We start from the raw sequence: 24,691 nt of genomic DNA on the forward strand, positions 1-24,691 counted from the left end.
TTCCTGTTTGCTTGAAGATGAGCCGAAACAGTCCAGTGCCGCCGGTTGCCATGGAGATCGATCTCCTTTGGTTTCGGCCCACGCGAAGCCCTTGGGGCTGCCGATGTTTCGCGGCGGCCCCTGGTGTCTTGGGTACTCGGTTCATGACAGGCGCGTGATCAAACGGCGCGTGTCTTGATCACCTTCTCGAAATAGGGAGCAGGAGCAACCCTGGCGCGGATCTCGCGCACCTGATGCTTATCGACGGGTCGACGGGTCGAATTCGGCTCACCCCACAGCACGCTGACCTCGGTTCCCGGTTCGGCATGTTCGATGTCGACGAGTGCTAGCGAGATGACATGGTTGGCATTCGCTGAGAACGCCAGCCATTGCGAGACCCCGACATGATGTCCGCCCTTTATCACCGAGTCCGATTGGAATGTCGCGTACATCGGGTTTGGCAGCTTCATGAACATTCCGCCTTCGCCGGGCGGGGCGACGAGCGACGAGGCCATGCAGGCCAGGACATCGTCATTGTTCCATTCGAGCGTGACTTTCCGGCGGCGGGGATTGGAGACCTTTTCACGCAAGGCTTCGCGGCCGATGAAGTCATGGTTGAAGTCAATGAGGGATTTGTAGCCGACCTCGACCGGATCCACGTAATAGTCGACGATATCGTCGGAAACGAAGCTTCCACCCAGCGAGGCAACTGTTTCGAGGAAATACTGGTTCAGCCATTCGCGATAAGGCTTCATCGCACTGCCGTGGTAGATCGCCGGCATCGGCATGGGCATCCACCCGGATTCCTGCGCGGTTGTCGAATAGGCCTGAGCGCCAATCTTGCGCATGGCATATTTCTCGCCGGCGGATTCAAGTGCCGCACGAACGTCCTGCTGGACGGCCCAGGGGCCATAGATCTCGAAGCCGGGCTCGCCGGCCATCCCATGACGCAGCGCGCGCACCCTATGCCCAGCAATCTTGAATTCGCCGATGTCGAAGAATTTGATATCGGGCAGGGTGTTATCGGTCACCTCGCGCATCAGGGCGAGAGCATTCGGCCCCTGCAGCTGCACGCGGAAGACATCGCGGGTACCGGACCGGATCGAAAAGTTGTCGTCCCTGGTCGCAGTCACGTTCATGCCGCTGATCTCGGCATTATACTGAACCCAATCGCTGGCAAATGGGGCACCGACGATACGGAGAAAGTCTTCCGATTCCCGGAAAACGATGGCGTCACCAATCATATTGCCGTCATGGCCGGCCAGCACCAGCTGCTTGCCGCGCAAGACGGGATAGGGATCGAACTTGTTGGTGGCCAGGGTGGAAAGAAGCTTGATCGCATCGGGGCCGTGCAGATGCAGCTCCGTCATGTGATAGGAGAGTTCGAGAAGGGCGACACTGTCCTTCCAAGACCGCGCCTCGTCGCGCCAGTTCGTGAATTCCGGCGGGATAACCGGGAAGGTATATGGCCCGATATTGGAGCCGCGCAGCAGTTTTACGGGGCCTCCGCTTTCATTCAATATCGCCTCAAGACTTTTCGGCGTTCTATTTGCTGAAATACCCATACACAGTTCCTCCCTGAACGTTCCGGATTTCATTTTCCCCATGCGCAAGACACGCATCCGCGCCTGACGGCGCGACCAGATACCGATGTTTGCGTTTCTCCCTACATCCGACAGCGAATTCCGATCGCCAACAGCGTGCCGCTGTCGCTGCCCAGCGTTCCCTCCCGAACGCCTGCGTTTGCGATCAAATTCGCATACTAAATAGTATTAAGAAACTAATTGGTATGTCAAATGGTTTCTGTCAGCCGCAGGCGTTTGCAAGCTGAAAGCATGCTTGACGCTCTCGCAGCCGCCAAACCATAAGTGGGGAGCGAGCAGCCGATGTCGTGGGAATAGTCTGGAATTTCATCTCCGCCTCCACCGTTGCGGGGAGAGCGAAGTGGGCGACCGTATCTACGGTCGCCCACTCGATGTTTCGCAGTTATCGATGTCAGAGCCGGTGCGCGACCGGCATATTCAATGGGGAAGCACGCCGTTCTTTTGCACCGTCCAAGTGGCGATATAGTCCATCAATCCCGGTGAAAGGCAGTCATATGGCGACAGGCCGAGTTCGGTCAGCCGCTGCCTGACGGCGCCCATGGTATCGGGGTCTGCCCCGGCCTCTATGATCGAGGAAACAAATGCCGCGAATTCCGGGGCTTGCCAGCCGGTTTGCTCGAACCGCTCCGGGTGAATGAAATCGAGGCCCTTGAACGGATGATCCCGCTCGACTGGTCCGTACATATGCACGCCGCACTGGGTACAGGCATAGCGCTGGATGAGTGCCGTCGGATCGACAACCGCGAGCTTGTCGCCATTTTCGGCCACGGTCACCTTGTCATGCGGTACGACGGCGACAATCGAGAAATTCGCGCCTTCCGGCTTCCAGCATTTGGTGCAGCCGCACGCATGATTGTGTGCGATCGCGCCCTCGATCCTGACCTTCACGGGATGGTCGTGACAAGCGCAAACAAGAGTTCCGCCCTCGAAATTCGTGCTGGCCGGCAAGCCGCCATCCAGCAGTGGATGGATCACAACTGAAGTTGTCATGCTTTTCCTCCATTGCCGGACGTTGTTGGGCTCGCACGCGCCGGCTCGCGCGCCATCAGCGGATCGGGCTTTGCCGACCTTCTTCAGAAAACGACGACTGAGCGGATCGATTTCCCCTCATGCATCAGATCGAATGCGGTGTTGATCTCCTCCAGTGGCATGGTGTGGGTGATCAGATCGTCGATGTTGATCTTACCCTCCATGTACCAATCGACAATCGTTGGAACATCGGTCCGGCCTCGCGCGCCACCGAATGCGGTCCCCTTCCACACCCTGCCTGTGACGAGCTGGAATGGCCTGGTCGAGATTTCCTTGCCGCCCTCGGCAACGCCGATGACGATCGATTCACCCCAGCCGCGGTGGCAACATTCAAGCGCCTGGCGCATGACGTTGGTGTTTCCGGTGGCGTCGAAGGAAAAATCGGCGCCGCCGTCGGTCAGGTCCTGAATTGCCTGGACAACCTTGTCCGAACCGACCTCGCTGGGATTGACGAAATCAGTCATGCCGAACTTGCGTGCCATGGCAACTTTCGAAGGGTTGAGGTCGACGCCGATGATCTTGTTGGCACCGACCATGCGTGCACCCTGAATGACATTCAGGCCAATGCCGCCGAGGCCGAAGACCACGACATTGGCACCGGGCCAAACTTTCGCGGTATAAAGAACCGCGCCGATGCCGGTTGTTACGCCGCAACCAATGTAGCAGATCTTATCGAAGGGCGCATCTTCACGTACCTTGGCGACCGCGATTTCCGGCAAGACCGTGAAATTGGAAAAGGTCGAGCAGCCCATGTAGTGAAAGATGTCGCCGCCATCGCAGGAGAAGCGGGTGGTTCTATCCGGCATCAGTCCCTGGCCCTGGGTCGATCTGATCGAGGTGCACAGATTGGAACGGCGGGACAGGCACGTCTTGCATTCCCGGCATTCCGGCGTGTAGAGCGGGATTACATGATCGCCAACTTTCAGCGATGAAACGCCCGCGCCCACCTCCCGGACGATGCCGGCGCCCTCGTGACCGAGGATGGCGGGAAACTTCCCCTCGGAATCAAGACCCGACAGCGTATATGCATCCGTGTGACAAACACCCGTCGCCATGATTTCGATGAGGACTTCACCAGGTTTTGGTCCTCCGATGTCGATGGTCTCGATCGTCAGTGGCTTATTCGCCGCCCAGGCGACTGCAGCACGCGATTTCATAAGGCAAACCCTTGATTTGGCCGTGCAGCAATGAATTGCCACTGCCGACGAGATTGTATGCGTTGTCCGATGTTCCGGGGCGACTGCCGCCCCGGTTGAGATGGATGTGAGCGCCGATCAGCGCCCGGATTTGCTCCTTGTCGGGATGAGGGCCATTGCACCGTCACCACCAAGAGCGACGGCCAGAAGCCCGACGATCCAGAGAGCCGGGAATTCCCAGCCGCCATTCGGGTTTGTGAAGAAGAAGCCGGCAGCGGCGTGAACGCTTATGATCGCGCCAAGCAGTCCGGGAATGAGGACGAGTGCGGCCACCCGCGCGAAAATGCCGAGGATCAACGCCGCGCCGCCCAAAAGTTCGACGGCGATGATGACATAGGCGAGCAGTGGCGGCAGACCGAGGCTCGCAAAATACTGGGCTGTTCCCGCCGGCGTGAAGACGAATAGCTTCAATCCCCCGTGGGCGAGAAACAGTATTCCGAGTGCCACGCGGAGTAGAAGTAAGCCATAAGATGCGGTTCGCAAATCGACCATTGGTATAGTTCCTGAATACTGAGTGGGAAGTGTTGGTTTCCGCTCCGGGGTCTCCGGTGCACTGCGTTAGAACGTCGATGCGATCTCGAAATGCCAGGACGCAGATCCGGCAAACAGCGTCACCGGCGGTTCATTCGATAGATGGTGTAATGCTTCCGTTCGGCTGACATCCGCATGCACCGTTGCCGCCTCTGGAGGCGAATACAAAAGCTTTCCAGATTGCAGGCAGTGTTGTGAATAGTGGCTCACGCCTTGTTCTTCCTCCGCAAGAAATTGCCGATCCGTATCGAGCTTGTCCGACCATGGGAATCTAAAATACCAAAATGACTTCAGATACTATTTGGTATGTTAAATGCGAGCGCCTGTCAATATGGATGCGAGCGTGCACCGTCACTATCAGCACCAACAGAACAGAGATTCGGCGGCGGCAGCCTGCTGATGCTCGGCATCGGGGCAGGCTTCTCAGGCGCCGGCCGAGGCGATCCTCAATTCACGAAAGCTGGTTCGGAAGGTTGGAGCGATGCCGCGCGAAAAATGTTGCCGCACATCGAAAGCAGCGCAATGGGCTGCTTCACGGCGCGGGCAAGCTCGCGGCTAAAGCCCCACACGCCAAACATAACGTGCGGGGCTGCAATGGCTCATGTCGGATGACTTCGCCGTGAATTCAAGATGTTATGGATTGGTTAGCTGATAGCCGTGTCGACTTTTGTAGCAGCCGCAGCCCTGTGGTTTTCGTACATCTCGGTCAAAACCTGTTTGACCATGCGGCCGGCAGATCGTGCTTCGAGGAAGCTGGAAATACCGCCATAGGTGAGTTCGAACACGATACCGCCAAGTGTGAACGGGTCGATGATTTCGCTGCTGTTTGGAAACAGCTTGTCAATCAGGATGTTGCCGAGCCCACGCCACTGTTCCACGAACAGATTGAGATGACGCTTGCTCAATGTGTCTTCGCGCCGCGCCCGGCGCAGGAGTTCGATGGCGAGGATACCCCATTTTTGCTCGCTGCTGCGATCGGCGGACCATTCTGCCAGAGCATTGATCACATCCTGCGGCTTCTTGTATCTGTCCAGAAGCTCTTTCAGCTGCACGACGTCACCGCCAGCGTTGCGCTCCAGCAGTTGGAGGACGATTTCTTCCTTGCTGGCAAAATTGGAGTAAAAAGCGCCTTTCGAAAATCCGGCTTCCTCGGCGATTCGCTCGATTGTCGCACCTTCGTAGCCATCGCGCGCCACCACCTGGTAGGCCGATTCCAAGAGTTTTTCCCTGGTCAGCGCCTGGCTTTGTTCTCGCGTCAATCGTGCCATTGAATTCTCCGTGAATGACTTCGTATATCCCGTATTCAGATACGGTAAAGTATGCGAACGGGCATGGATTGTTCAAGAGCGAAAATCAACGGGCTGGCCCCCGCCAGACGCAATGCTGCTTTCCGGCACCTGCCTGGTGTCGCCTACAGCGTATCAGCGCCGCTGGAGAGCCGATGGAGCAAGAGGCTCCAGCCAACCTCAAGCCTTCAGCGACTTTATGAAAGTGCCGACATTCGCAAGTAGTGTCGCGTAAAGCGGATCCTTCTTATGTCTGAGGGTTAACCACCCCAATATCTTCAATCCGATTGTCAACGCAGCCGCCTCATTCGCGTCGAGTTCCGGTCGGGAACTCAGACGCTTCACGATATCGAAGATTTGGTCGTGGCTGTCGAAGTTGACGGTGACCGCGCCGCCAACAGCTTCTCCCGTCTCGGGATCGATCTCCTCAACCAAAAGGCGGTAGGAATGCCGGTTCATGACCGCTCCTTGTAAACAACACAGCAATGAAGGCCTGCGCTTCGTGGGGCAGGCGACGTCGCCAGGTCTGACGCTTCCTCGAACACACAGGACCCGCCGATCATTCTTCCGGCGCGATAGCGATGACGATGCCATCCAGATCCGGGCCGAAGGCGATCTGGCATGACAATCGGGAATTGTCCTGCCGATGGTCCGAGCCGTCCATCAAGTCGGTTTCATCCCGCGATGGTTCGGGCAATTGAGCACCGGGAGGTAGGCTTTCGACATAGACGTGGCATGTCGCGCAGGAAAGACAGCCGCCGCACATCGCAAGAAGCTCGTCGAAACCGGCGTTTCGGATGTTTTCCATGAGTGACATGCCATGTTGGCCGTCGAATTCGTGCTTCGAACCGCCGCGAGTCTTCAGGATGATTTGGGCCATCACGTTCACCATTGTTTTTCGTTGCATGCAAATCGGTCAGACGTCAGGCAGATGCCAGGACGTGCTCCTTGAGCGGTACGGATGTGTCTGCGAGAAGCGCTCGCTCGGTCTTAATTGCAGCTTCGACGAGCTTTTTGCCCTGGACATAGTCGCGGGGCGCATTGACGCAGTCGAGCGCTATGACGGCCTCGTTCTTGAGGTAGATCAGGCTGAAGCTGCGGGTGGCGGGATCTCCGCGCAGCACCGTATCATCGTAGTCAACGCTCAGCCCGATCGTCTGAAGCTTCAGATCGTATTGATTTGACCAGAACCAGGGGATGGCGTCGTAGGGCTTGCCCTGGTCGCAAAGGGTACGAGCGACGGACATTGCCTGGTCGGATGCATTTTGGACGGATTCAATGCGGATTGCCGCCCCTTCCATCATTCTCGCGCAATCGCCGATGCAGTAGACATCCGTCAGGTTGGTACGACAAAATGCGTCGACATGGACGCCATTGCCGCCAACGGCACCTGCCTGAAGCAGGGGAGCGATGTCGGGCACGATTCCGATGCCGACGATCACGATGTCGGTGGCGATCGTTTCGCCGGATGCAAGCACGATGCCTGTAACCGCTCCGTCCCGCCCCGCTATCGAGGCAACGGCGCTGTTAAGGCGAATCTCGACGCCATGGCGTCTGTGTTCTTCTTCGTAGAAGCGTGAAATCGGAACGTCGGCCACGCGGGCCAGAACCCTGTCCAGGGATTCGATGAGAACCACGTCCTTGCCTTGTTCTCGCAGGACAGCGGCCGCCTCCAATCCAATGAAGCCACCCCCGACGATGGTGGCGACCTTTGCTTGCGGAAGGGCAGCCATGAGCAGATCGACGTCGGATTTGTCGCGAACATAGAATACCCCCGAGAGGTCATGGCCCTTGCAGGTCAGTCGTCTCGGTACGCCTCCCGTGGCCCATATCAGCGAGCCGTAGGCATATCGCGTCCCGTCGTCCAAGGTGATCGTCTTAGTGACGGGGTCGATGCCGTTAACGCGTCTTCCAAGCGTAATCACAATGTCACGAGATACCCAGAAATCGGCTGGACGAAGATACATCCGCTCGAATGTCTTCTTACCTGCGAGGTAATCCTTGGATAGTGACGGGCGATCGTAAGGCATTTCGGGCTCGGCGCCGATCAATGCGATCGTGCCCTTGTAACCGAACTGGCGCAGACATGCCGCGGCCTGTGAGCCTCCGTGGCCGGCGCCGACGATGATGCAATCGAAGCTCTCGGTGATGGTATCGGCTGACATGGGCCTATCTCCTCTCGGCCCCGATCAGAACGGCGCACAACGTCGCCGGCCGGTCGCTTTTGTTGCGCCATGCGTGGCGCGTGCCGCATTGTACGACGACATCACCCTGCTTCAGGTGCGTTTCGACGTTGTCATCCAGCTCCAGCCAGATTTCACCGTCGAGAACGATGTCATAGTCAATCGTGTCGGTGGTGTGCATTCCGGGCGCATCGGGTTCGAATGCGTCGATAAGACCGGGAATGTGGACGGCTTGTTCGGCGATCGCCCCCTGCGGATCGACTGTTGCAAAAACAGAATCCGGCGGAAAGACGATGATCATCAATCGGGTTTCGCCCGGTGCTGGCGGGACATGAAGCTGGGGCCGTGCACGCTCGATCTGTTCTTCCGGCAAGAGCGGAACACTGGCCGTGGCGTAAATGACAGAGGTCATGTGGCCAGGTATGGAGCGATAGTGATGCGCGTTTGGAACGGGGCCGTCGCTGACGAACACCGACTTTCCATCGCGGATGCCGGTGACCACGCGGCGAGGGATCGAGGGGACTTCGGGCTTAGACATAGATCAACCCCTTCGCCTTCAGCTGCGGACGCATGTTGTTGATATCGAGACTGAGCTGCCCGCTCTCATAAAGCGCTCGCTTTTCGGCTTCCATGGACGCGCGCGCCGTCGCTTTCTCGAGCACAGCCTCGGCTTCTTCATGCGCGACGACACAGATGCCGTCATCGTCGGCAATAACGACATCTCCGGGCCGGATATGGCGGCCCGCACAAACGATGGGAACCTGAACATTGCCAAGGGTTTCCTTGACTGTTCCCTGCGCGCTGATCACTTTCGACCAGACGGGAAACTGCATCTGCCGCAGATCGGAGACGTCGCGCACGCCCGCGTCGATCACCAGTCCCAGGATGCCGCGCGCCTTGCACGAGGTCGCAAGCAGATCGCCAAAGTAGCCGTCGTCGCAGGGAGATGTCGGGCTGACAACGAGAATGTCCCCGGGCTGCGCCATTTCAAGGGCGACGTGGATCATCCAGTTGTCCCCGGGAGCCACTTCGCAGGTCAGTGCATTGCCGCCAATTCTGGCGCCGTCATAGATTGGCCGCAGGCGCGGGGCCAGCAGACCGGTCCGGCCCTGTGCCTCGTGAACCGTGGCTACTCCGAGAGCGCCCAGCGCCTCACAAACAGCACGGCTCGTCCGGTCCGTCTTTGTGATAACTTTTGCCATTTCTTTCCTCCTAACGGTCTAAGCCGAGTGGGATAAGTGATCAGGCCAGCGCCTTTTGCAGATAGGACGGGTCGAAGACCCCCGAAGCGGTTGCGCGCGCGCGCTCATCGAGAAGGTTCGCCCGTATCATCAGGTCGATCGTCGTTTCGAGGGCCTTGCCGGGAATCGCGAGGCCGTTCGGCCACATGCCCATGTCTCGCATGTAGCGCAGACCTCGCAGCGCCAGTGCGGGATCGTCCTTGGTCGTGATGTTCTGGAAGATCGGAAGCGTGATATCTTCCCGGTGGGGATCGTTGCAGATTGCATAAGCCGCGATCAACGCCCGCAGAAATCTGCAAACGGCGTCTTCGTTCTTTTCCAGCCAGCCCGCCTTTCCGACGATGGCGGCGAACAGGATTTCGGGAATTACATCGTTGATTTCCCCGATCAGCTCGAAGCCTTCGTCCTGGGCAAGGAAGTTCCAGGGCGCCGGCTGCGGCGCGCAATCGATCTCACCGCTCTTCAGGGCGTCCCAGCGCTTGGTGTGAATACCGGCCAGAACGAATTCATAGTCGCCGGGATATTTCAGTCCTTCGCGGTCAAGCAGCAATTGGGTGTAGATGGCCGTTCCTTCCGTTAGCGACGACGTACCTATCTTCTTGCCCTTCAATTCCGCAATGGAGGTGATCGATGGGCGTGCCACAAGCGACATCGGCAGCCTATTGGAATTCGATGCGACGACGCGCAGTTCGCCGCCCGCGACGAAATTGGCGACCGCGCCTTCGGGCGGCGTGATGGCGAGATCGGCTTCGCCGTCCAGAACAGCCGTGGTCGCCTTGTCCACGCTACCCAGGCGCAGATACTCGATCTTCAGGTCTTGCTTTTCGAACAGGCCATGTTCTTCGGCGATGAACACGGGAAGCCAGTTGAATCCCTGCGCCCCGCCCGCCAGTTTCAGGGTGGTCGTCATTTGCATGTCTCCTTGTGATTGCCAGCGTGATCCGGCCTAACGGCTTTGTGCCAGCAGTCTTTTGTTCAGCAGCGGATAGACTTTGCGTGCGTTGCCTTCGAAAATGGCGTGTCGCTCCTCGCCGTTCAGGTTCAGCCCGTCGATGTAGCGCTTGGTATCGTCAAAGCTGTGCCCGGTTTCGGGATCGATCGCCTTGACCGCTCCGAGCAGCTCGGAACCGAAGAGAATGTTCTTCTTGTCGACAACCTTGAACAGCGTCTCGATACCGGCCTGGTGATAGACGCAGGTGTCGAAGTAGAGATTGTTCATCAGATGCCTGTCGAGTGGCGGCCTTTCGAGCATGATGGAGAGCCCGCGATACCGTCCCCAGTGATAGGGGGCTGCCCCTCCGCCATGCGGTATGATCAGGCGCAGGTCAGGATGGCGCTCGAACAGATCGCCCTGGATCAATTGCATGAAGACCGCGGTGTCCGCATTGATGTAGTGGGCGCCAGTGGTGTGCAGGCAGCGTTCGCACGACCCCGACACATGGATCATGGCAGGCACATCGAGCGCAACCATCGCCTCCCATAACGGGTCCCACCATGGATCGTAGATCGGCGGCGCACTCCATCGACCTCCCGAAGGATCGGGATTGAGATTGCAGCCGACGAAACCATCCTGCACGCAGCGTTCCAGCTCGGCGATGACAGCATCCAGATCGCCATCGACGGTTTGCGGCAACTGGCAAACCGCGGCGAAGTTCTCGGGAAACATATCAACGATGCGTTTGATGTTGCCGTTGGAGATGCGCGCCCATTCGACGGCAACCTCCTCGTTGCCGATATGATGCCCCATGCCGGAGGCACGGGGACTGATGACCGTCAGGTCCGATCCACGCTCCTTCTGCAGACGCAGTTGGTTCGTGGTGATGGACGCATGCAACTCTTCGTCGGATATGCCGGCATAGACCGGCCGCTCCGGCGTTATTCCCGCCGCAAACGCAATCTGCCTTTCGCGAAAGTCATGGTGATGTTGAGGCTCGGTCGTGAAATGGCCGTGGCAGTCGATGATAAGGGTCATTACGCATCCCATTTGGCCGGAAGGACATTCACCCCGCGGAACCGCCAGCCTTTTGCTTTGATTTCCTGGTCGGGATCGAGACGCAGGTTCGGCAATTGCCGAAACGCCTCCTCCAGTGCGATCTCGCCCATGGCCCGTGACAGGAAATGGCCGGAGCAGAAATGCGGGCGGAAGCCGAAGGAAACATGCTGCTTTTTCTTGCGAAACATGTCGAACTGGTCAGGGTTCTCGAACCGCGTTTCATCGCGGTTGGCCGAGCCCATAACAATCGCAACTGACGAGCCCGCGGGTATGGTCGTTCCGGCAATCTCGAAATCCTGTGCGGCGACGCGCGGGGTCACGCCGATGGGAGCGATCCAGCGAAGACCTTCGTCGAATGCCCTGAGCGCATGCTCGTTAGGGTTTTCAGCCATTGCCTGCGCCTGATCGGGATTGGACAGCAGGCCGGCACAGGCATTCGCCGCCGCGTGGCCCGGTTCCTGCAACCCACCCAGAACGATCACGCGCATCGTCGGAGAGATTTCCGCGAGAGAACGGACCTGCCCGTCGGGCATGCCGCCATACATGACGTGGCTCAGCAGGGTATTGTTGGGTTTCGCCAGCGCCTTTTCATAAAGCAGGCCCAATTGGGTGTCGATGTCGGCCAAGGCAGCATCCAGACGCTTCCATACAGCCGGATCGTTGGAGACATTCTGCAGGCCGAGCGCCATAGCGTGGAACCATTCCACCAGATTGTCGTTCGAGGTTTCCGTCAAGCCGATAACGTCGCCGATGCAGCGCACCGAGACCGGCTCGAACAGTTCCGTAGTGAGATTTGCCTCGCCCTTCTGCTTGATCTGCTCGATGAAGCGGCGGGCGACCGGTCGTGTAAGCCCTTCGACGAATGAGCGGACGCGTTCCTGCGTCAGGTTTGAATCGATGCCCTCGCGAAGGCATTTGTGTTCTTCGCCCGACATGGTGAGGACATTGGGCATTCCCATCACCCGAGCTTCCGGTCGGTCTGCCGCGCCGGAAGGTCCGAAGATCTTGTCGTTGCCGCCGACGATACGACAATCATCGAACCGGGTTATGAAATATTCTCTGGTTCCCTCAAAAAGGGCGACCGGCTGGTCTCTGCGCAGCCGCGCATAGACGGGATAGGGGTCACTGTAGAGATTTTCGCCGGTTAGTTCCGTTCCGTCGCTCGCCATATTTTCCTCCCAAGCTGCAACTCCATGCTGGTTTTCTCTCCAGCACCGCTCTTCCCGATGGTCTCCGCTCCAACTTCGCTGCTCCCCGCATCATCGAAGTTTCCAGGCCACTTGACATACCAGAAAGATTTCAGATACGTTTTGGTATCTAAAGCGGTGCCGGCTGTCAATACCAAAACGTACAGTCGGCTGGAGGGCCGCCCAGGGAGGAGGAAACAGTGATTGAAGGTGAGACGCTGAACGCGCGTATAGTGCTGCGAGCGGAGGATGTATCAGTTCGGTTCGGAGGGGTCAGAGCGCTGACTTCCGTGTCGCTGGCCTTGAGGCAGGGCGAGATCTGCGGCCTGATCGGCCCCAATGGGGCAGGCAAGTCGACATTCCTGAACGCGGTCACCCGGCTTGTGACCTTCGAGCAGGGCAAGATCTGTCTTTCGGGACAGTCCATCGAACATAAAAAGCCTCGCGAAATGATCGGCCTCGGCGTGGCGCGAACGTTTCAGAATGTTGGCATCTACGGCTCGATGACGGTTGTCGAGAACGTGATGATGGGGGCGCATCATCGTTTTGGGGGCAAGTTTGCCCAGGCGATTTTCAATCCGATGCGCTCGCTGTCAGAGGAGCGTACCGCTCGAAGCCGGGCCTTGGAAATCCTTGACGAGTTGGGCATGGCGCAACTCGCTCATCGTCAAGCGGGCGCGTTGCCTTATCCCTTGCAAAAGCGCATGGAAATTGCGCGTGCGCTTGCAAGCGAGCCGACGGTTCTGTTGCTCGACGAGCCTGCTGGCGGCCTGACTCACGGTGAGGTCGGCGAATTCGGCGAAATGGTCGATGAAGTCCGACGGAGCCGCAATCTCTCGATATTGCTGATCGAACATCACATGGGTCTCGTCATGAGCCTGTGCGACAGGATCTATGTCCTTCATCTCGGGTGTAACCTTGTCGACGGGACGCCGCAGGCTGTCCGAACGAATGAAGCGGTCATCTCCGCCTATCTGGGGAGGGCCGCATGACATTGCTCGACGTTAGCGGGCTTTCAGCCGGTTACGGCAAGGTTCAGGCGCTGTTCGAATGTTCGTTTGCCATCGGCCAGGGGGAATTCGTTGCGTTGCTTGGCGCGAACGGCGCTGGCAAGACGACGATGCTGCAAGCTCTTTCCGGCATTCTGCGATCGACGGGGACCATCACTTACGACGGTGCCGCGCTTCAAAGGGTCTCTCCGGCCAAGCGGCTGGCACTCGGCATCGCGCAAATACCCCAGGGGCGAGGCACCTTCAGCGAGTTTACGGTGGATGACAACCTGTCGCTGGGCGCCACGATCATATCGGATCACAAGCAGATCAAGAGGGACAAAGACCTCTGGTATGAGACGTTCCCGCGGCTTAGGGAGCGTCGGCAGCAACTGGCGGGAAATCTCAGTGGCGGCGAACAGCAGATGCTGGCCGTTGCGCGCGCGCTGATGTCGCGTCCAAGACTGCTGATGTGCGACGAGCCCTCGCTTGGTCTCGCTCCGACGATCACCGATGAAATCTTCAAAATCTTCAGCAAGCTCCACAAGGACCACGGCCTGACACTCCTGGTGGTGGAGCAGAACGTCGATCTGACGCTGCAATATGCGGACAGGGCTTTCGTTATCGAGGCCGGCCATATCGTTGCAAGCGGCATGGCAAGCGAAATGCTCGACGACGAAGGCATCAAGAAATCTTATCTGGGGGTCTTGTCATGAGCCTGTTTGTCGAGCTGATCGTTGGCGGGCTCGCGTCCGGGGCAATCTATGCCGCGCTTGCCCTTGCCCTCGTTCTGATTTTCCGGGCGACCAATGTCGTCAATTTCGGCCAGGGCGAAATGGCGACGTTTTCTGCATATTGCACCTGGCAATGTATGCAGTGGGGCCTGCCGCTGTGGGCAGCCCTCGCAGTAGGCTTGATCGGCTCCTTCATATTGGGGGTCGTCACCTTTCGCCTGTTTATAAGGCCGCTTTTGAAAGCGCCGCCCGAGGCGGTCGTCGTCGTAACACTCGGGCTGTTCGTCGTTTTCCAGGCGATATGCATGTGGCTCTGGGGTGCGGAGCAGCTGCCGTTTCCCAGCGTCTTCCCGGATGGTGGCTTCAGCATCGGTGGCATTCGGATACTGGCATCATCGATCGGCACGATCGTCACGCTGCTGGTTATCGCCGGCGCCATGGGATTGATCTTCAACTTCACCCGTCTGGGTTTGGCGATGCGAGCCGCCGCTTTTGATCACATGCGCAGCGTTCTTGTCGGCGTGAATGTCGAGCGAATGCTGATGTTGGGCTGGGGTTTTGCTGCCGTTATCGGAATGATCGCCTCCGTACTGGTCGCGCCAAGACTGTTCCTGAGCCCGACAATGATGATGCCGATCCTGTTTTACGGCTTGGCCGCCGCCACGCTGGGTGGATGGGACAGCCCGCTCGGCGCGATCGTTGGCGGCTTGCTGGTCGGTGTCGCCGAAAGCCTGGGCGCCAGCTACCTCCCATTCATTGGCGCCGACATGCGTATCGCCGTGCCGATCGTGCTGACGCTGGTCATCCTGCTGGCCAAACCGGTCGGCCTCTTTGGCTCCTTCAAGGTCACAAAGTTATGAGCGGTAAGATCAATCCCAATGTCATCAAAATGGCCGCCTGCGCAGCTGCTGCCATACTCCTGCCGATTGTTTTGCCGAGCTCGCTTTTGCCGCAGATCAGTATCGCAATCGCCTATGGCATCGCTGTCCTCGGACTGAATCTCCTGATGGGATTTGCCGGGCAGCTCTGCCTGGCGCAAGGCACATTGTTCGGCGTTGGCGCCTATGTCACCGCGATCCTCAATGTCAACTTCGGCATCCATCCTCTCCTGACCTTGCCGGCCGCCATGGTAATCTCGGCGATCGCGGGCCTGGCGGTGGGGCTTCCGGCTCTGCGTCTGCAGGGACTTCAGCTTGCGATCATCACGTTCGGCGTTTCCGCCGCGTTTCCGCAATTGCTGCTGAAATTGGGATCGGTGACAGGTGGCGTATCCGGTCTCTCCATCGATCTTCTCGATACCCCCGCGTTTCTCCGGGATAATTCGGACTTGTGGCTGTATCTGATTGCGCTCGCCTGCGCCGGGATTGCGGTACTCATCGTGTTTCTGACGCTGTCAGGCGATACCGGCCGTTCGCTTCGGGCGCAGCGCGACAATGCCCAGATCGCCGAGGCGCTTGGGGTCAACCTGACGAAGACACGCCTTTGGGCGTTCGCCGTAAGCTCCGCGCTTGCCGGCCTCGGCGGCGGGGTGTTCGCCATTCTGAACGGATACATCAGCCCGCAGTCCTTTCTGGCGGTGCTGTCCATCAACTTGGTCATCGGGAGCATTGTCGGCGGTTCAACAAGCTTGATCGGCGCGTTCCTGGGAGGACTGTTCATGGTCTTCGTTCCCAGCTGGGCGTCCGAAATAAACCTGGCACTCGGAGACATCATCTACGGCTCCGCGCTCATCGCCATCATGCTGGTCGCGCGGAAAGGTATCACGGGGTTCATCGGAAAGTTGATCTCCCTGCGGCCCGAAAGGCCGTCAGGGGTCAACCCGCTGCGCATGTCAACAAAGGGAGGAAACACATGAACTATTTATCGAGAGTCGGCAAAGTCGCTCTGCAGGCAGCCATCCTGGCTCTGACGATCGCCTCGCCGGCATTGAGCGAGGAATCATCACCCGGGATCACCGATGATACTGTTCGCATCGGAGTAACGGGTCCACTGACAGGCCCGGTGGCGGTCGTTGGCGGAGTTGCCGAGGGAATTCGCGCCCGAATCGAAGCCGCCAATGCCGCCGGCGGCGTGAAAATGGGAGACGGAAAGACCCGCAAAATCGACCTGATCATCAAGGATGATGCGCTCGACCCTCAGAGAACGCTGGCCAACGTGCGCCAGATGGTCGAGCGAGATCATATATTCGCGCTTCTCGGCACCGCTGCCACGCCCAACAACCTTGCTATTGGCCGATATATCAATTCGAAGAAAATCCCCAATGTCTTCATGTATTCGGGCGTGCATGAGCTCAACGGGCCGGCGTGGGAAATCGGTTTCGTGCCGGCTTTCTCGACAGAAGCGTCGGCATTTGCCACCTATCTGAAACAGCAGAAACCGGCGGCTAAAGTAGCGATCCTGTTCCTCAACACGGAAACCGGCGAAACCTTCATGAAGGCCTTCGACCGGGAGATCGAAGGCTCGACGATCACGGTCGTCGATCGGCAGCCGGTGACGTCGCAGGACCCGACCGTCGAAACCCAGCTTTCCAAACTGAAGGCATCAGGCGCCGATACGCTGGTAATCATTGCTGCGCCGAGACAGGGCGGCGAGGCCATCCGTTATCAGGCCGAAAGCGGCTGGAAGCCACTGACGCTGGTGACCAACCTTTCGTCCGCATATCCAGTGCTGCAATCCGTGGGGCTGGAGAACGCAAAGGGGATTATCACTTCCGACTTCCTGAAACCGATCGTCAGCGACCAGAAAACCGGTGATGCGGGCATCGACGGATATCTCGCTGCTATTGCTGCTGCAAAGGTCAATTTCAACTTTGCCAACACGATCGGCCAGACCGGATATGCGATCGGCGACGCCTTTGTCCGGGCGCTCGGGCAGATGAAGGAGCCGACGCGGCAGTCGTTGATGGATGTGGTGCGCAACATGGACGGCTGGGAAAATCCGCTGCTGCCGCAAGGCATTAAACTGACCACGAAGGCAGGAGCCGACGTTTATCCGATCGAGTCCCTGCAACTATATCAATTCGACGGAGCGAAGTATGTGCCACTGGGCGGCATTCTGGACTTCGAAGGCAAGACCAAGCAGTAGCGTCTTGTTGTCATTGCCAGCGGCGTGGCACCGCTGAGGTAGCTGCGCAGATCCTCAAACCGGTGATGGCGCAGAAGATGTAAAATGATAGAACGCCGCTCGTCAAATCTGACGGGCGGCGCTTTTATGTGACGTTGCCGGTTGCGCGGCGGGTCAAGGCAGGGAGCCGGCCAGGTCAAAAGGCTGGTGTTCCGGCAGTGCTGGAGGCTCAAATCTCCACTGCGTAATAGGTGAAGCCGCCATCGCCGCTGCTGACGCCGGAAATGGCTTCATTGATGCGCTCCAGCGGCCACACACGAGGTTCCAGAACGGAAAGGTCGATCACCCCGGCGCCGACCATGGCCGCAATTTCCATGCCCTCGGCGGCATTGAACCAGACAGAACCGATCAGCTCCATCTGTTCGTCCATCCACCATTTGACGTCCACGGGCAGATTTCCCGCGGTCCCGCCGATATTGACAATTCGCCCGCCGCGCCGAACGCCCTTCATCGCGTCCATCATGGATTCCAGCGGCGCTTTTGCCCCGAGCGTGTCGAGCATCAGATCGGCGCCAATGCCGCCTTGCTGCGCCTTGACGAAATCGCCTGAAGAACCCGTGAGATTGGAGAAGGTGACGATACGGTCGGGAGCAAGGGCCTTGAGACGCGCCAGCAGGCCTGCGCCACGCGCGACCGCATAGATCTTCGCCGCCCCCATGGCCAGAGCGAACAATGTGGCTCCGACGCCCAGTGTGCCAGTGGCACCATTGATGATGATGGTTTTCCCCATCAGCGGGCCGCATTTCTTGAGCGCGGCATAGGATGTGCCGAGGTAGCCCATCCGCGAGCCTTCGACGAAGCTCATATTGTCCGGTATCTTGATGACTTGCGCCTGAGGAGCAAGCATGTACTCGCAGAAGCCGCCATACGGGTACCGCTCGAACATCTCCAGGCTTTTGGCATTATATCCAAAATAGCCGCCAAGCGTCCAATACTCGCATGATTGCGGCCGTCCCGAAGAACATGCATGGCATGCGCCGCAGAACCGTCCCGGATTTATATAGACCCGGTCGCCCGGCTTTATGCCCACAACCTGTTCGCCGACATGATGCACGATACCCGATGGATCAAGTCCATGAATGGCTGGTCGGGGTGGAAGCGGCATTTGGGGATACCACGTCTCCCAGTTTGCAAGGACATTGGCCAGGTTGGGGACCATTCCGCAGGCCTTGATTTCGACCACGACGTCCGTGCCGTTGGCGACCGGACTTTCCACCAGATCGATCCTCATCGGCTCGCCCACGGCATGCAAACGTGCGGCTCGCATCATCAAACTCATCATAATCCTCCCTGAAGGTGCCAGGCCCTGTCAATAATTGACATACCAATAGGATTGTGAATACTATTTGGTATCTGAAAATGCAAGATGCGGTTCGTGAAATCATCAAATGCTCATCAGCGGTCCTGCAGACGGCTGAGCGCCACAAGGCTGCCTATAGGGAGAAAATTCAATGCAATGGACCACGGTTGAGCTACTGCGCATCTTGTGCGGCATATGGTTCCTGCCGCATCTGGCCGGAAAGGCCATGCATTTCGACAAGGCGGCAAACACGTTCATTGCCGCTGGATTCAGGCCCGGCAAGGTTTTCCTCGCTGTCACGATCGCGATGGAGGCTGTTGCGGCAGTCGGATTGGTATTCGGCATCTATCCGCGCATTGCCGCGCTGCTGGGCGGGCTGGTTCTCCTCGGCGCAAGCTACGCCATTGTGAAAATCAATGGGTTCAATTGGCGCTGGCAGAAAATGGGGCCGGAATTCCCGGTGTTCTGGGCGTTGTTATGCGTCATAATTTCCGTTGCGTAGAGATGCCGTCGCCCCTCTTGAAATCTGTCTCGCCCGGCGCTGCCGCCGCTTGATCGTGGTGGCAGCAAGGATGGCTCGAAATCGCGAGGAAAAATAGCGACTGCTATATCCACGCGGTTCAGGTGCCGGGGGATTTACCCAACGGCTTTTCCTGACGTGGACGGGGATGGCGCTCATCGGCAATGACAGCCGGAACCGCGGCAACAAGATCGGCGAGATATTTGACCTCTGCTTCCAACCGGCGCTCGGTGCGGCGGAGCGCCCATTCCTTCGCAACTCCGATATAGGGAAGCGCCTGGTCGATCATTTGCCGCCTTTCTTCCAGCAGCGCCATCATCCGCGCCAGTCGCTCCGACAGACGGCCGGGGAGCGTATCCAACTCCGCCGGATCGCATTTGAACCAGATTTTCGTCAGGCCTTCGCGCTGGAGATCGGCAAGTGCGCTTTGTCCATCCTCGGCAATTTCACACGACTGGCGGGTTAGGCGGGTTCGCAGGTGGAATCTGATTGGGATTGGGATACTACCGCCGCGAATGCGGGAGGGTAGCTTCCCGGGTCTCTAGTTCGAGTTCGCGACGGAACCAAGAATGCAGGCTGTTGACTTTTGTAAAATATCACAACATTCTATGAAGTGAGGATGAGGTCTGGACGACATGAGCGGGAGGCGCTGAGGTCGGCAAACAGACGAGGGAGGGAAAATCTTATGCAAATTTTGTCCGGTGGCATGCGTATATCGGTTGGTCTCGTGGTGTCGGCTTTGGCGCTCGGCGCAATGGCGGGTTCGGCCTTCGCCCAGGCAAAGGAAACTATCACCTTTGCGGCGGCGATGTTCTCCGAGGCGGGGAGAGGTGACCGCGCCAAGGCATGGGTCGATAAATTCAACAAGAGCCAGGACAAGGTCGAAGTCCAGCCGATCGCCATTCCCTTCTCGAGCTTTGCAAATACCGTGTTCACCCAGATGGGCGGCGGCGGCGGTCCGGATATCATTCGCTTCGACCAGATCGACTATTTTGCCGCGGTCCCGTCGGGCAGGATCTTGCCGCTCAACGACGTCATCAAGGATGGCGATTACAAATTCACCGCGCCGGATAAATATCTGAAGGTCGACGGCAAGCGATATGGCGTCATCTTCGACACGACCGGCTACGCGATGCTCTATAACAAGGGTCTCCTGAAAGATGGGGTGCCGACCACCTTCGATGCATTTCTGGAAGCCGCCAAGAAAATGACCGGCAATGGTCAGTTTGGATATGCTTACCGCGCCACGATGGCGGAGCGCGCGGGCTTCTGGCAGGATCTTTGCAATTACGTCTATGGCTTCGGCGGGCGCTGGAGCAAGGACGGCAAGCTGACCGTCAATAGCCCGGAAGTGGTGGCCGGCGTTGCTGCCTATAAGAAAGCCTACGATCTCGACATAACCCCGAAGGGGGCCGACGCCGCCACTTACCGACGCATGTTCTGGGAAGGCAAGGTGGCGATGGAGATCGACAATGGCGGCGTTGCGGCCATCTTCCATCAAAACTCGCCCAATCTGGCTTTTGCTGCCGCGCCATCCCCGTTCCCGACGCCGGCACAGGGCCTGATCATGACGATGCTGTCGATCAACGCCAACACCAAGCATAAGGACGCGACCGTCACCTTCCTGAAATGGGCTCTTGAGCCGGAAAATCAGAAGGAATTGAGCAGGGCGATGGGCACTCTGATCGGAACAGTCGTCGACCGGACGCCGGAAGAGAATGCCGCGCAGCCATGGCTTGCGGTCTACGACAAGCAGGTGGAAAACGCGGTGCCGCAGCTCGTCATGGGCATGGAAACCAAGACGCCGGAAATCCAGCAGATCGTGCTCGAAAATGTCCTCAAGGTTCTCCAGGGCGGAACGGATCCGCAGGAGGCCATGGACGCCGCACAGAAGCTGATCGAACGCCGAGTGCTGCGCCGCTGATCGCAGCGCAGCCTCTCACATCTGGTTCCAATACGGCGGATCAAGATCATGCAAAAGACAACTCCGAGAGGCGGCTCGCTCGATGGCAACCGCTGGGCGCCCTACATCTTCGTCGCGCCGATCGTCGTCTACCTCCTGGTGTTTCAGGTCTATCCACTGATCCAGGAGTTTCTGCTCAGCTTCACATCGACATCGTTGCTGGCGCCGGACGACCAGACCTTTGTCGGTCTCGACAATTATAATTTCCTGTTCGAGACCGGCGATTTCATGGGGGTGCTGTGGGTCACGGCAATTTACACGGTCGCCTGCGTTTTCCTGTCTCTCGCACTGGGCCTTGGCACTGCGTTGCTGTTGAACAGCCCGTTTTTGGGGCGAGGGGTTGCCCGCGCACTCGTGACCGTCCCTTGGGCAGCACCACCGGTGGCCGTCGCCTTGATCTTCACCTGGATGCTCAACTCGCAATACGGGATCTTCAACCACACCCTGAGAGCATTGAGCCTGCCTTTTGGGAATGAGAACTGGCTGGACAATCCGAGCCTGGCGTTGCCGGCCATCCTGATGACGACGATCTGGCAGATATTTCCGTTCTCCTCGGTGGTCATCCTCTCCGCCCTCCAGGGCGTCTCTCCGGAGATCCGCGAAGCGGCCATGATCGACGGGGCAGATCGCTTCAATATCTTCAAGACGGCGGTCTGGCCGACGATCCAACCGACCGTGATGCTGCTTGCACTCTTCATCACCATCTGGTCGCTGCGCAGGTTCGACCTGATCTGGCTGATGACGCAAGGCGGCCCGCTCGGCGCAACGAATACGCTGGTGATCGAGCTCTACCGCAATGGCTTCGTCTACCGCGATCTCGGAACCGCCGCCGCAATCGGCATGATCGGCCTGTTGGTCGCCCTCGTCGTGACCGTGGTCTATTTCAAGGTGACGCAGCGCACTGAAAAGCTGCAGGGGAAACGTTGATGAAAACCAATCCCTGGCAACACGCATTGCGCATGATCGCCGTTCTGGCGCTTCTGGGCGTCGCCATCTTTCCGATCTACTGGATGCTGGTCACGTCCCTGACACCATCAGGAGATCTCTTCGCCGACCGGCCGCATTTCCTGCCGTCGTTCTTTGAGGCCGGCATCTATCTCGATGTCTTCAAGACGATACCGGTCGCGACCTGGCTGCTGAACAGCGCGATCGTCGCGGCGGGCACCACAGTTTTGAGCATCGTTCTGTCCATCCTGCCAGCCTATGCGCTGTCGCGGTTCAAGTTTGCGGGCATGGGGCTGGTCGGCTTCATCCTGTTCGCGACCCAGATGCTGCCCGAGGCGATGCTGGTGGTGCCGCTCTATGCGATCTTCGGCAAACTCGGTTTGCTCAACAGCCTCGGCGGCCTCATTCTCGCCAACACCGCTTTCACCGTTCCGGTCATCACCTGGATCCTCAAAGGGTCGATCGACAGCCTGCCGATCGAGGTGGAGGAAGCCGCACGTATGGACGGGTGCTCGAAGATAGACATCGTTCTGGCGGTGGTTATCCCATTGATTGGTCCGACGCTTGCGGCCGCGGCCGTGATCGCGTTTTTCCACGGTTGGAACGAGTACGTATTCGCGCAGACGCTGGCCAGCAGCGAGAGCTTGCACACAGCCTCGGTTGGTCTTGCCGGTTTCGTGGGGGAACTTTCCACCCCCGTTCATGCGGTGATGGCGGTCGGCGTCATCTACACGCTCCCCGCCGTATTATTTTACCTGCTCGTTCAACGTTATGTCGTCGCCGGCATGACCGCTGGAAGCGTCAAGGGTTGAGACAAGGTCTGAAATCAATGTCATCCATCAAATTCGACAGCATCACCAAGAGCTTTGGCGCGAAAGAGGTCATCAAGAATATCGATTTCGAGGTGGCCGATGGCGAGTTCCTCGTGCTGCTTGGACCATCGGGCTGTGGAAAATCGACGCTGCTGCGCATGCTTGCCGGGCTTGAAACCATATCGAGCGGCCAGATATTGCTGGATGAGCGGCGGGTCGACAATCTGCCACCGAGCGAGCGCGACATGGCGTTCGTCTTCCAGTCCTACGCGCTTTATCCACATCTCAACGTCCGCCGGAACATTACGTTTCCCCTGCTCATGAAGCAGTTCCGCTGGTGGTATCATCTGCCGGTCATCGGTTCCTGGGCCAAGCGCAAGATCGAAGCCTCCGCCGAGGTCAAAGGTCTTGTCGACCGAACGGCAAAGATCCTCGCCTTGACGCCGATGCTGGAGCAATTTCCGAGGACGCTTTCCGGTGGGCAACGTCAGCGCGTCGCACTCGGCCGGGCGATGGTGCGCCAACCGGAAGTGTTCCTGATGGACGAACCTCTGTCCAATCTCGACGCAAAACTGCGAACCTCGATGCGTGCGGAAATCTCCAAGCTTCATCAGGAAATCGGCGGCACCTTCGTCTATGTGACCCATGACCAGGTGGAGGCGATGACGATGGGCACGAAGATCGCATTGATGCGGGATGGCGTCGTCCAGCAATTCGGTTCATCGCGCGAGATTTATACGGACCCGGCAAACGTCTACGTCGCGCGCTTCATCGGCACGCCGCCGATGAACCTGATCGAGATGGACCGAAACGGGCAGATCGGTCAAACGAATATCGGGTTGCCGGCCGCACTGGCTTCTGCTGCCGCAAAGGAGCAAGGCAAGGTGCTTCTGGGTATTCGTCCCAACGCCATCTCGATCGGTGAACCTGCCAATGAAAATGGTATCGCCGGATCGGTCATCATGGTCGAGCACATCGGTGCCGAATCCGTTATTGCCGTCAGGCTCAATGGGGCAAAGACAGCGCACCAGGAAGACGGCGAGCTCGATGCCGTTATGATAACCCAGCCGGGCTACACCTCTCTCAAGGCGGGCGATGCTATCACCCTGGCTTTCAATCTGGCGGAAGCTGTCGTGTTTTCAGCCGATTCCGGTCAGCGCCTTCGATAAGGGCGCTGACATCTTTACCGTCACTACGAGGTAACCAGGGACTCCAGGCTGCTGTCCAATATCGATGGGTCGATCTTGCGCTCGATGGCATCGAACATGCCGTCCACAAAACCGATCAGTGCGTCAGTCGCCTCTACAGCCTGCGTCACATTGCGTTTGGCGATCGCTTCCAGAACGGCGATATGCGTGTCGATCGTCCCGGCAAGGCTCTCTGCGCCGCCGATGTTGGTGTGATGAATGAGTCCGATGCGGCGAAACAGCGTGTGCAGCGGACGCAGCGTATGTTCGAGAAAGGGTTCGCCGGCGGCAAGCAGGATCAACTTGTCGATCCGCCGGTCAAAGACGTTGAAGTCGCTGATGGTCATCGTCTCGCGCTGTTCCTGAAGGACGCGCGTTATGTGCATCATCTGCGAGCGATGCGTCGCCGTCGAATGTTCCGACGCAAGCGTGACCACGAAGCGCTCGAGGTCGCGGCGCAGCCGCAGAAGCATTCGCTCCCGCGCCAGATCGATCGGCGCAATCTGCAGGCCCTGTCGTGGATGAATGATGACCAGCGTGTCGGCCGCAAGCTTGCTCACCGCCTGATGCACCGGCGTGCGGCTGAAGCCGGTAATATCGACCAGATCCTGGATCGCGAGGAAACTGCCGGGCTTCAATTCGCAGCTGATGATCCGGTTTTCAAGCTGCTCATAGGCCAATTCAACGAGGTTGACGGAGTTGCGTCGCTTCGATGGGCTGGTCGGCTCCACCTTCTCGACCACTTTGAGCTGTTTGCGTTTTCCGGCCATTCCATCATCCCTAATTCTTTGCCGCAGCATAACGTCTAACAACCGGAACGCAAAAAATTATTTCAAAAAATGTTGTGATATTTTACAAAGAGAAATATGCTGTATGTGCTTGATCGGTG

26 protein-coding genes are annotated in these 24,691 nt (G+C 58.3%); 10 read left to right on the forward strand and 16 right to left on the reverse strand.

Features of this window, described 5'->3' with window-relative positions; all coding sequences use genetic code 11:
* Positions 1 to 158: 158 nt before the first annotated feature.
* From AC1RO0_RS08340 to AC1RO0_RS08400, 13 genes are all read right to left on the reverse strand, one after another.
* Positions 159 to 1,544, reverse strand: coding sequence for an aminomethyl transferase family protein (locus tag AC1RO0_RS08340; protein ID WP_498592437.1), 1,386 nt, complete (start codon positions 1,542 to 1,544; stop codon positions 159 to 161).
* Between the two features lie 456 nt (positions 1,545 to 2,000).
* Positions 2,001 to 2,573: an S-(hydroxymethyl)glutathione synthase gene (gene gfa / locus AC1RO0_RS08345; RefSeq protein WP_498592438.1), complete on the reverse strand. Its 573-nt coding sequence runs from the start codon at positions 2,571 to 2,573 to the stop codon at positions 2,001 to 2,003.
* Between the two features lie 83 nt (positions 2,574 to 2,656).
* Entirely contained in the window at positions 2,657 to 3,769 is a 1,113-nt protein-coding gene (locus AC1RO0_RS08350; protein WP_498592439.1) for an S-(hydroxymethyl)glutathione dehydrogenase/class III alcohol dehydrogenase, read from the reverse strand.
* Between the two features lie 117 nt (positions 3,770 to 3,886).
* Positions 3,887 to 4,300 (reverse strand): DoxX family protein, encoded by a 414-nt coding sequence (locus AC1RO0_RS08355; RefSeq protein WP_498592440.1) that lies wholly within the window; start codon positions 4,298 to 4,300, stop codon positions 3,887 to 3,889.
* Between the two features lie 683 nt (positions 4,301 to 4,983).
* The gene (locus tag AC1RO0_RS08360; RefSeq protein WP_498592441.1) at positions 4,984 to 5,607 is read right to left on the reverse strand and encodes a TetR/AcrR family transcriptional regulator; all 624 of its coding nucleotides are present in this window, start codon (positions 5,605 to 5,607) and stop codon (positions 4,984 to 4,986) included.
* 198 nt (positions 5,608 to 5,805) lie between these two features.
* The gene (locus AC1RO0_RS08365; RefSeq protein ID WP_498592442.1) at positions 5,806 to 6,084 is read right to left on the reverse strand and encodes a DUF3861 family protein; all 279 of its coding nucleotides are present in this window, start codon (positions 6,082 to 6,084) and stop codon (positions 5,806 to 5,808) included.
* A 100-nt stretch (positions 6,085 to 6,184) separates the two neighbouring features.
* Positions 6,185 to 6,505: a 2Fe-2S iron-sulfur cluster-binding protein gene (locus AC1RO0_RS08370; protein WP_498592443.1), complete on the reverse strand. Its 321-nt coding sequence runs from the start codon at positions 6,503 to 6,505 to the stop codon at positions 6,185 to 6,187.
* A 43-nt stretch (positions 6,506 to 6,548) separates the two neighbouring features.
* The gene (locus AC1RO0_RS08375; RefSeq protein ID WP_498592444.1) at positions 6,549 to 7,790 is read right to left on the reverse strand and encodes an NAD(P)/FAD-dependent oxidoreductase; all 1,242 of its coding nucleotides are present in this window, start codon (positions 7,788 to 7,790) and stop codon (positions 6,549 to 6,551) included.
* A 4-nt stretch (positions 7,791 to 7,794) separates the two neighbouring features.
* The gene (locus tag AC1RO0_RS08380) at positions 7,795 to 8,346 is read right to left on the reverse strand and encodes a cupin domain-containing protein (protein ID WP_498592445.1); all 552 of its coding nucleotides are present in this window, start codon (positions 8,344 to 8,346) and stop codon (positions 7,795 to 7,797) included.
* Positions 8,339 to 9,010: a 4-carboxy-4-hydroxy-2-oxoadipate aldolase/oxaloacetate decarboxylase gene (locus AC1RO0_RS08385; RefSeq protein WP_498592446.1), complete on the reverse strand. Its 672-nt coding sequence runs from the start codon at positions 9,008 to 9,010 to the stop codon at positions 8,339 to 8,341. Before AC1RO0_RS08385 ends, AC1RO0_RS08380 begins: the two co-directional genes overlap by 8 nt.
* 40 nt (positions 9,011 to 9,050) lie before the next feature.
* A complete protein-coding gene (locus AC1RO0_RS08390; protein ID WP_498592447.1) occupies positions 9,051 to 9,959 on the reverse strand; it encodes an ABC transporter substrate-binding protein in 909 nt (302 codons plus the stop codon).
* A 36-nt stretch (positions 9,960 to 9,995) separates the two neighbouring features.
* Entirely contained in the window at positions 9,996 to 11,021 is a 1,026-nt protein-coding gene (locus AC1RO0_RS08395) for an amidohydrolase family protein (RefSeq protein WP_498592448.1), read from the reverse strand.
* Complete coding sequence (locus AC1RO0_RS08400; protein WP_498592449.1) at positions 11,021 to 12,211, reverse strand: cytochrome P450; 1,191 nt, start codon at positions 12,209 to 12,211, stop codon at positions 11,021 to 11,023. The genes AC1RO0_RS08395 and AC1RO0_RS08400 overlap by 1 nt, the downstream gene beginning before the upstream one ends.
* A 218-nt stretch (positions 12,212 to 12,429) precedes the next feature.
* Here AC1RO0_RS08400 and AC1RO0_RS08405 point away from each other — a divergent pair, with 218 nt between their 5' ends.
* From AC1RO0_RS08405 to AC1RO0_RS08425, 5 genes are read left to right on the forward strand one after another with little or no spacing between them, the layout of a single operon-like run.
* Complete coding sequence (locus AC1RO0_RS08405) at positions 12,430 to 13,221, forward strand: ABC transporter ATP-binding protein (protein WP_498592450.1); 792 nt, start codon at positions 12,430 to 12,432, stop codon at positions 13,219 to 13,221.
* Entirely contained in the window at positions 13,218 to 13,934 is a 717-nt protein-coding gene (locus AC1RO0_RS08410; protein ID WP_498592451.1) for an ABC transporter ATP-binding protein, read from the forward strand. The genes AC1RO0_RS08405 and AC1RO0_RS08410 overlap by 4 nt, the downstream gene beginning before the upstream one ends.
* Entirely contained in the window at positions 13,931 to 14,812 is an 882-nt protein-coding gene (locus AC1RO0_RS08415; RefSeq protein ID WP_498592452.1) for a branched-chain amino acid ABC transporter permease, read from the forward strand. The genes AC1RO0_RS08410 and AC1RO0_RS08415 overlap by 4 nt, the downstream gene beginning before the upstream one ends.
* Positions 14,809 to 15,807, forward strand: coding sequence for a branched-chain amino acid ABC transporter permease (locus tag AC1RO0_RS08420; protein WP_498592453.1), 999 nt, complete (start codon positions 14,809 to 14,811; stop codon positions 15,805 to 15,807). Before AC1RO0_RS08415 ends, AC1RO0_RS08420 begins: the two co-directional genes overlap by 4 nt.
* Positions 15,804 to 17,036, forward strand: a complete 1,233-nt coding sequence (locus AC1RO0_RS08425; RefSeq protein WP_498592454.1) for an ABC transporter substrate-binding protein — start codon at positions 15,804 to 15,806, stop codon at positions 17,034 to 17,036. Before AC1RO0_RS08420 ends, AC1RO0_RS08425 begins: the two co-directional genes overlap by 4 nt.
* Before the next feature lie 208 nt (positions 17,037 to 17,244).
* Here AC1RO0_RS08425 and AC1RO0_RS08430 read toward each other — a convergent pair whose 3' ends face one another.
* Positions 17,245 to 18,354 (reverse strand): alcohol dehydrogenase catalytic domain-containing protein, encoded by a 1,110-nt coding sequence (locus AC1RO0_RS08430; RefSeq protein WP_498592455.1) that lies wholly within the window; start codon positions 18,352 to 18,354, stop codon positions 17,245 to 17,247.
* Between the two features lie 172 nt (positions 18,355 to 18,526).
* On the opposite strand from AC1RO0_RS08430, the gene AC1RO0_RS08435 reads away from it, so the two are divergent.
* Entirely contained in the window at positions 18,527 to 18,877 is a 351-nt protein-coding gene (locus AC1RO0_RS08435; RefSeq protein ID WP_498592456.1) for a DoxX family protein, read from the forward strand.
* A gap of 118 nt (positions 18,878 to 18,995) precedes the next feature.
* Here AC1RO0_RS08435 and AC1RO0_RS08440 read toward each other — a convergent pair whose 3' ends face one another.
* The gene (locus AC1RO0_RS08440) at positions 18,996 to 19,256 is read right to left on the reverse strand and encodes a hypothetical protein (RefSeq protein WP_498592457.1); all 261 of its coding nucleotides are present in this window, start codon (positions 19,254 to 19,256) and stop codon (positions 18,996 to 18,998) included.
* 324 nt (positions 19,257 to 19,580) lie between these two features.
* Here AC1RO0_RS08440 and AC1RO0_RS08445 point away from each other — a divergent pair, with 324 nt between their 5' ends.
* From AC1RO0_RS08445 to AC1RO0_RS08460, 4 genes are read left to right on the forward strand one after another with little or no spacing between them, the layout of a single operon-like run.
* Positions 19,581 to 20,819, forward strand: coding sequence for an ABC transporter substrate-binding protein (locus tag AC1RO0_RS08445; protein WP_498592458.1), 1,239 nt, complete (start codon positions 19,581 to 19,583; stop codon positions 20,817 to 20,819).
* Between the two features lie 48 nt (positions 20,820 to 20,867).
* Entirely contained in the window at positions 20,868 to 21,785 is a 918-nt protein-coding gene (locus AC1RO0_RS08450; RefSeq protein WP_498592459.1) for a carbohydrate ABC transporter permease, read from the forward strand.
* A complete protein-coding gene (locus tag AC1RO0_RS08455) occupies positions 21,785 to 22,615 on the forward strand; it encodes a carbohydrate ABC transporter permease (protein ID WP_498592460.1) in 831 nt (276 codons plus the stop codon). The genes AC1RO0_RS08450 and AC1RO0_RS08455 overlap by 1 nt, the downstream gene beginning before the upstream one ends.
* Positions 22,616 to 22,632: 17 nt before the next feature.
* Complete coding sequence (locus tag AC1RO0_RS08460) at positions 22,633 to 23,784, forward strand: ABC transporter ATP-binding protein (RefSeq protein WP_498592461.1); 1,152 nt, start codon at positions 22,633 to 22,635, stop codon at positions 23,782 to 23,784.
* A gap of 23 nt (positions 23,785 to 23,807) precedes the next feature.
* Here AC1RO0_RS08460 and AC1RO0_RS08465 read toward each other — a convergent pair whose 3' ends face one another.
* On the reverse strand, positions 23,808 to 24,572 hold the full coding sequence (locus tag AC1RO0_RS08465) for a GntR family transcriptional regulator (RefSeq protein WP_498592462.1): 765 nt from the start codon (positions 24,570 to 24,572) through the stop codon (positions 23,808 to 23,810).
* Positions 24,573 to 24,691 lie beyond the last annotated feature (119 nt).

The sequence above is a fragment of the Rhizobium sp. GW821-FHT14E12 genome, assembly GCF_058803745.1.

Excerpts from the sequence above, each read along its gene's own strand:
- AC1RO0_RS08410 (WP_498592451.1), top strand. The coding sequence starts at position 13,218 with ATGACATTGCTCGACGTTAGCGGGCTTTCAGCCGGTTACGGCAAGGTT.
- AC1RO0_RS08355 (WP_498592440.1), bottom strand. The coding sequence starts at position 4,300 with ATGGTCGATTTGCGAACCGCATCTTATGGCTTACTTCTACTCCGCGTG.
- AC1RO0_RS08395 (WP_498592448.1), bottom strand. The coding sequence starts at position 11,021 with ATGACCCTTATCATCGACTGCCACGGCCATTTCACGACCGAGCCTCAA.
- AC1RO0_RS08365 (WP_498592442.1), bottom strand. The coding sequence starts at position 6,084 with ATGAACCGGCATTCCTACCGCCTTTTGGTTGAGGAGATCGATCCCGAG.
- AC1RO0_RS08375 (WP_498592444.1), bottom strand. The coding sequence starts at position 7,790 with ATGTCAGCCGATACCATCACCGAGAGCTTCGATTGCATCATCGTCGGC.
- AC1RO0_RS08370 (WP_498592443.1), bottom strand. The coding sequence starts at position 6,505 with ATGGCCCAAATCATCCTGAAGACTCGCGGCGGTTCGAAGCACGAATTC.
- AC1RO0_RS08340 (WP_498592437.1), bottom strand. The coding sequence starts at position 1,544 with ATGGGTATTTCAGCAAATAGAACGCCGAAAAGTCTTGAGGCGATATTG.
- AC1RO0_RS08425 (WP_498592454.1), top strand. The coding sequence starts at position 15,804 with ATGAACTATTTATCGAGAGTCGGCAAAGTCGCTCTGCAGGCAGCCATC.
- AC1RO0_RS08360 (WP_498592441.1), bottom strand. The coding sequence starts at position 5,607 with ATGGCACGATTGACGCGAGAACAAAGCCAGGCGCTGACCAGGGAAAAA.
- AC1RO0_RS08445 (WP_498592458.1), top strand. The coding sequence starts at position 19,581 with ATGCAAATTTTGTCCGGTGGCATGCGTATATCGGTTGGTCTCGTGGTG.
- AC1RO0_RS08430 (WP_498592455.1), bottom strand. The coding sequence starts at position 18,354 with ATGAGTTTGATGATGCGAGCCGCACGTTTGCATGCCGTGGGCGAGCCG.
- AC1RO0_RS08455 (WP_498592460.1), top strand. The coding sequence starts at position 21,785 with ATGAAAACCAATCCCTGGCAACACGCATTGCGCATGATCGCCGTTCTG.
- AC1RO0_RS08460 (WP_498592461.1), top strand. The coding sequence starts at position 22,633 with ATGTCATCCATCAAATTCGACAGCATCACCAAGAGCTTTGGCGCGAAA.
- AC1RO0_RS08435 (WP_498592456.1), top strand. The coding sequence starts at position 18,527 with ATGCAATGGACCACGGTTGAGCTACTGCGCATCTTGTGCGGCATATGG.
- gfa (WP_498592438.1), bottom strand. The coding sequence starts at position 2,573 with ATGACAACTTCAGTTGTGATCCATCCACTGCTGGATGGCGGCTTGCCG.
- AC1RO0_RS08400 (WP_498592449.1), bottom strand. The coding sequence starts at position 12,211 with ATGGCGAGCGACGGAACGGAACTAACCGGCGAAAATCTCTACAGTGAC.
- AC1RO0_RS08350 (WP_498592439.1), bottom strand. The coding sequence starts at position 3,769 with ATGAAATCGCGTGCTGCAGTCGCCTGGGCGGCGAATAAGCCACTGACG.
- AC1RO0_RS08380 (WP_498592445.1), bottom strand. The coding sequence starts at position 8,346 with ATGTCTAAGCCCGAAGTCCCCTCGATCCCTCGCCGCGTGGTCACCGGC.
- AC1RO0_RS08420 (WP_498592453.1), top strand. The coding sequence starts at position 14,809 with ATGAGCGGTAAGATCAATCCCAATGTCATCAAAATGGCCGCCTGCGCA.
- AC1RO0_RS08415 (WP_498592452.1), top strand. The coding sequence starts at position 13,931 with ATGAGCCTGTTTGTCGAGCTGATCGTTGGCGGGCTCGCGTCCGGGGCA.
- AC1RO0_RS08465 (WP_498592462.1), bottom strand. The coding sequence starts at position 24,572 with ATGGCCGGAAAACGCAAACAGCTCAAAGTGGTCGAGAAGGTGGAGCCG.
- AC1RO0_RS08390 (WP_498592447.1), bottom strand. The coding sequence starts at position 9,959 with ATGACGACCACCCTGAAACTGGCGGGCGGGGCGCAGGGATTCAACTGG.
- AC1RO0_RS08385 (WP_498592446.1), bottom strand. The coding sequence starts at position 9,010 with ATGGCAAAAGTTATCACAAAGACGGACCGGACGAGCCGTGCTGTTTGT.
- AC1RO0_RS08450 (WP_498592459.1), top strand. The coding sequence starts at position 20,868 with ATGCAAAAGACAACTCCGAGAGGCGGCTCGCTCGATGGCAACCGCTGG.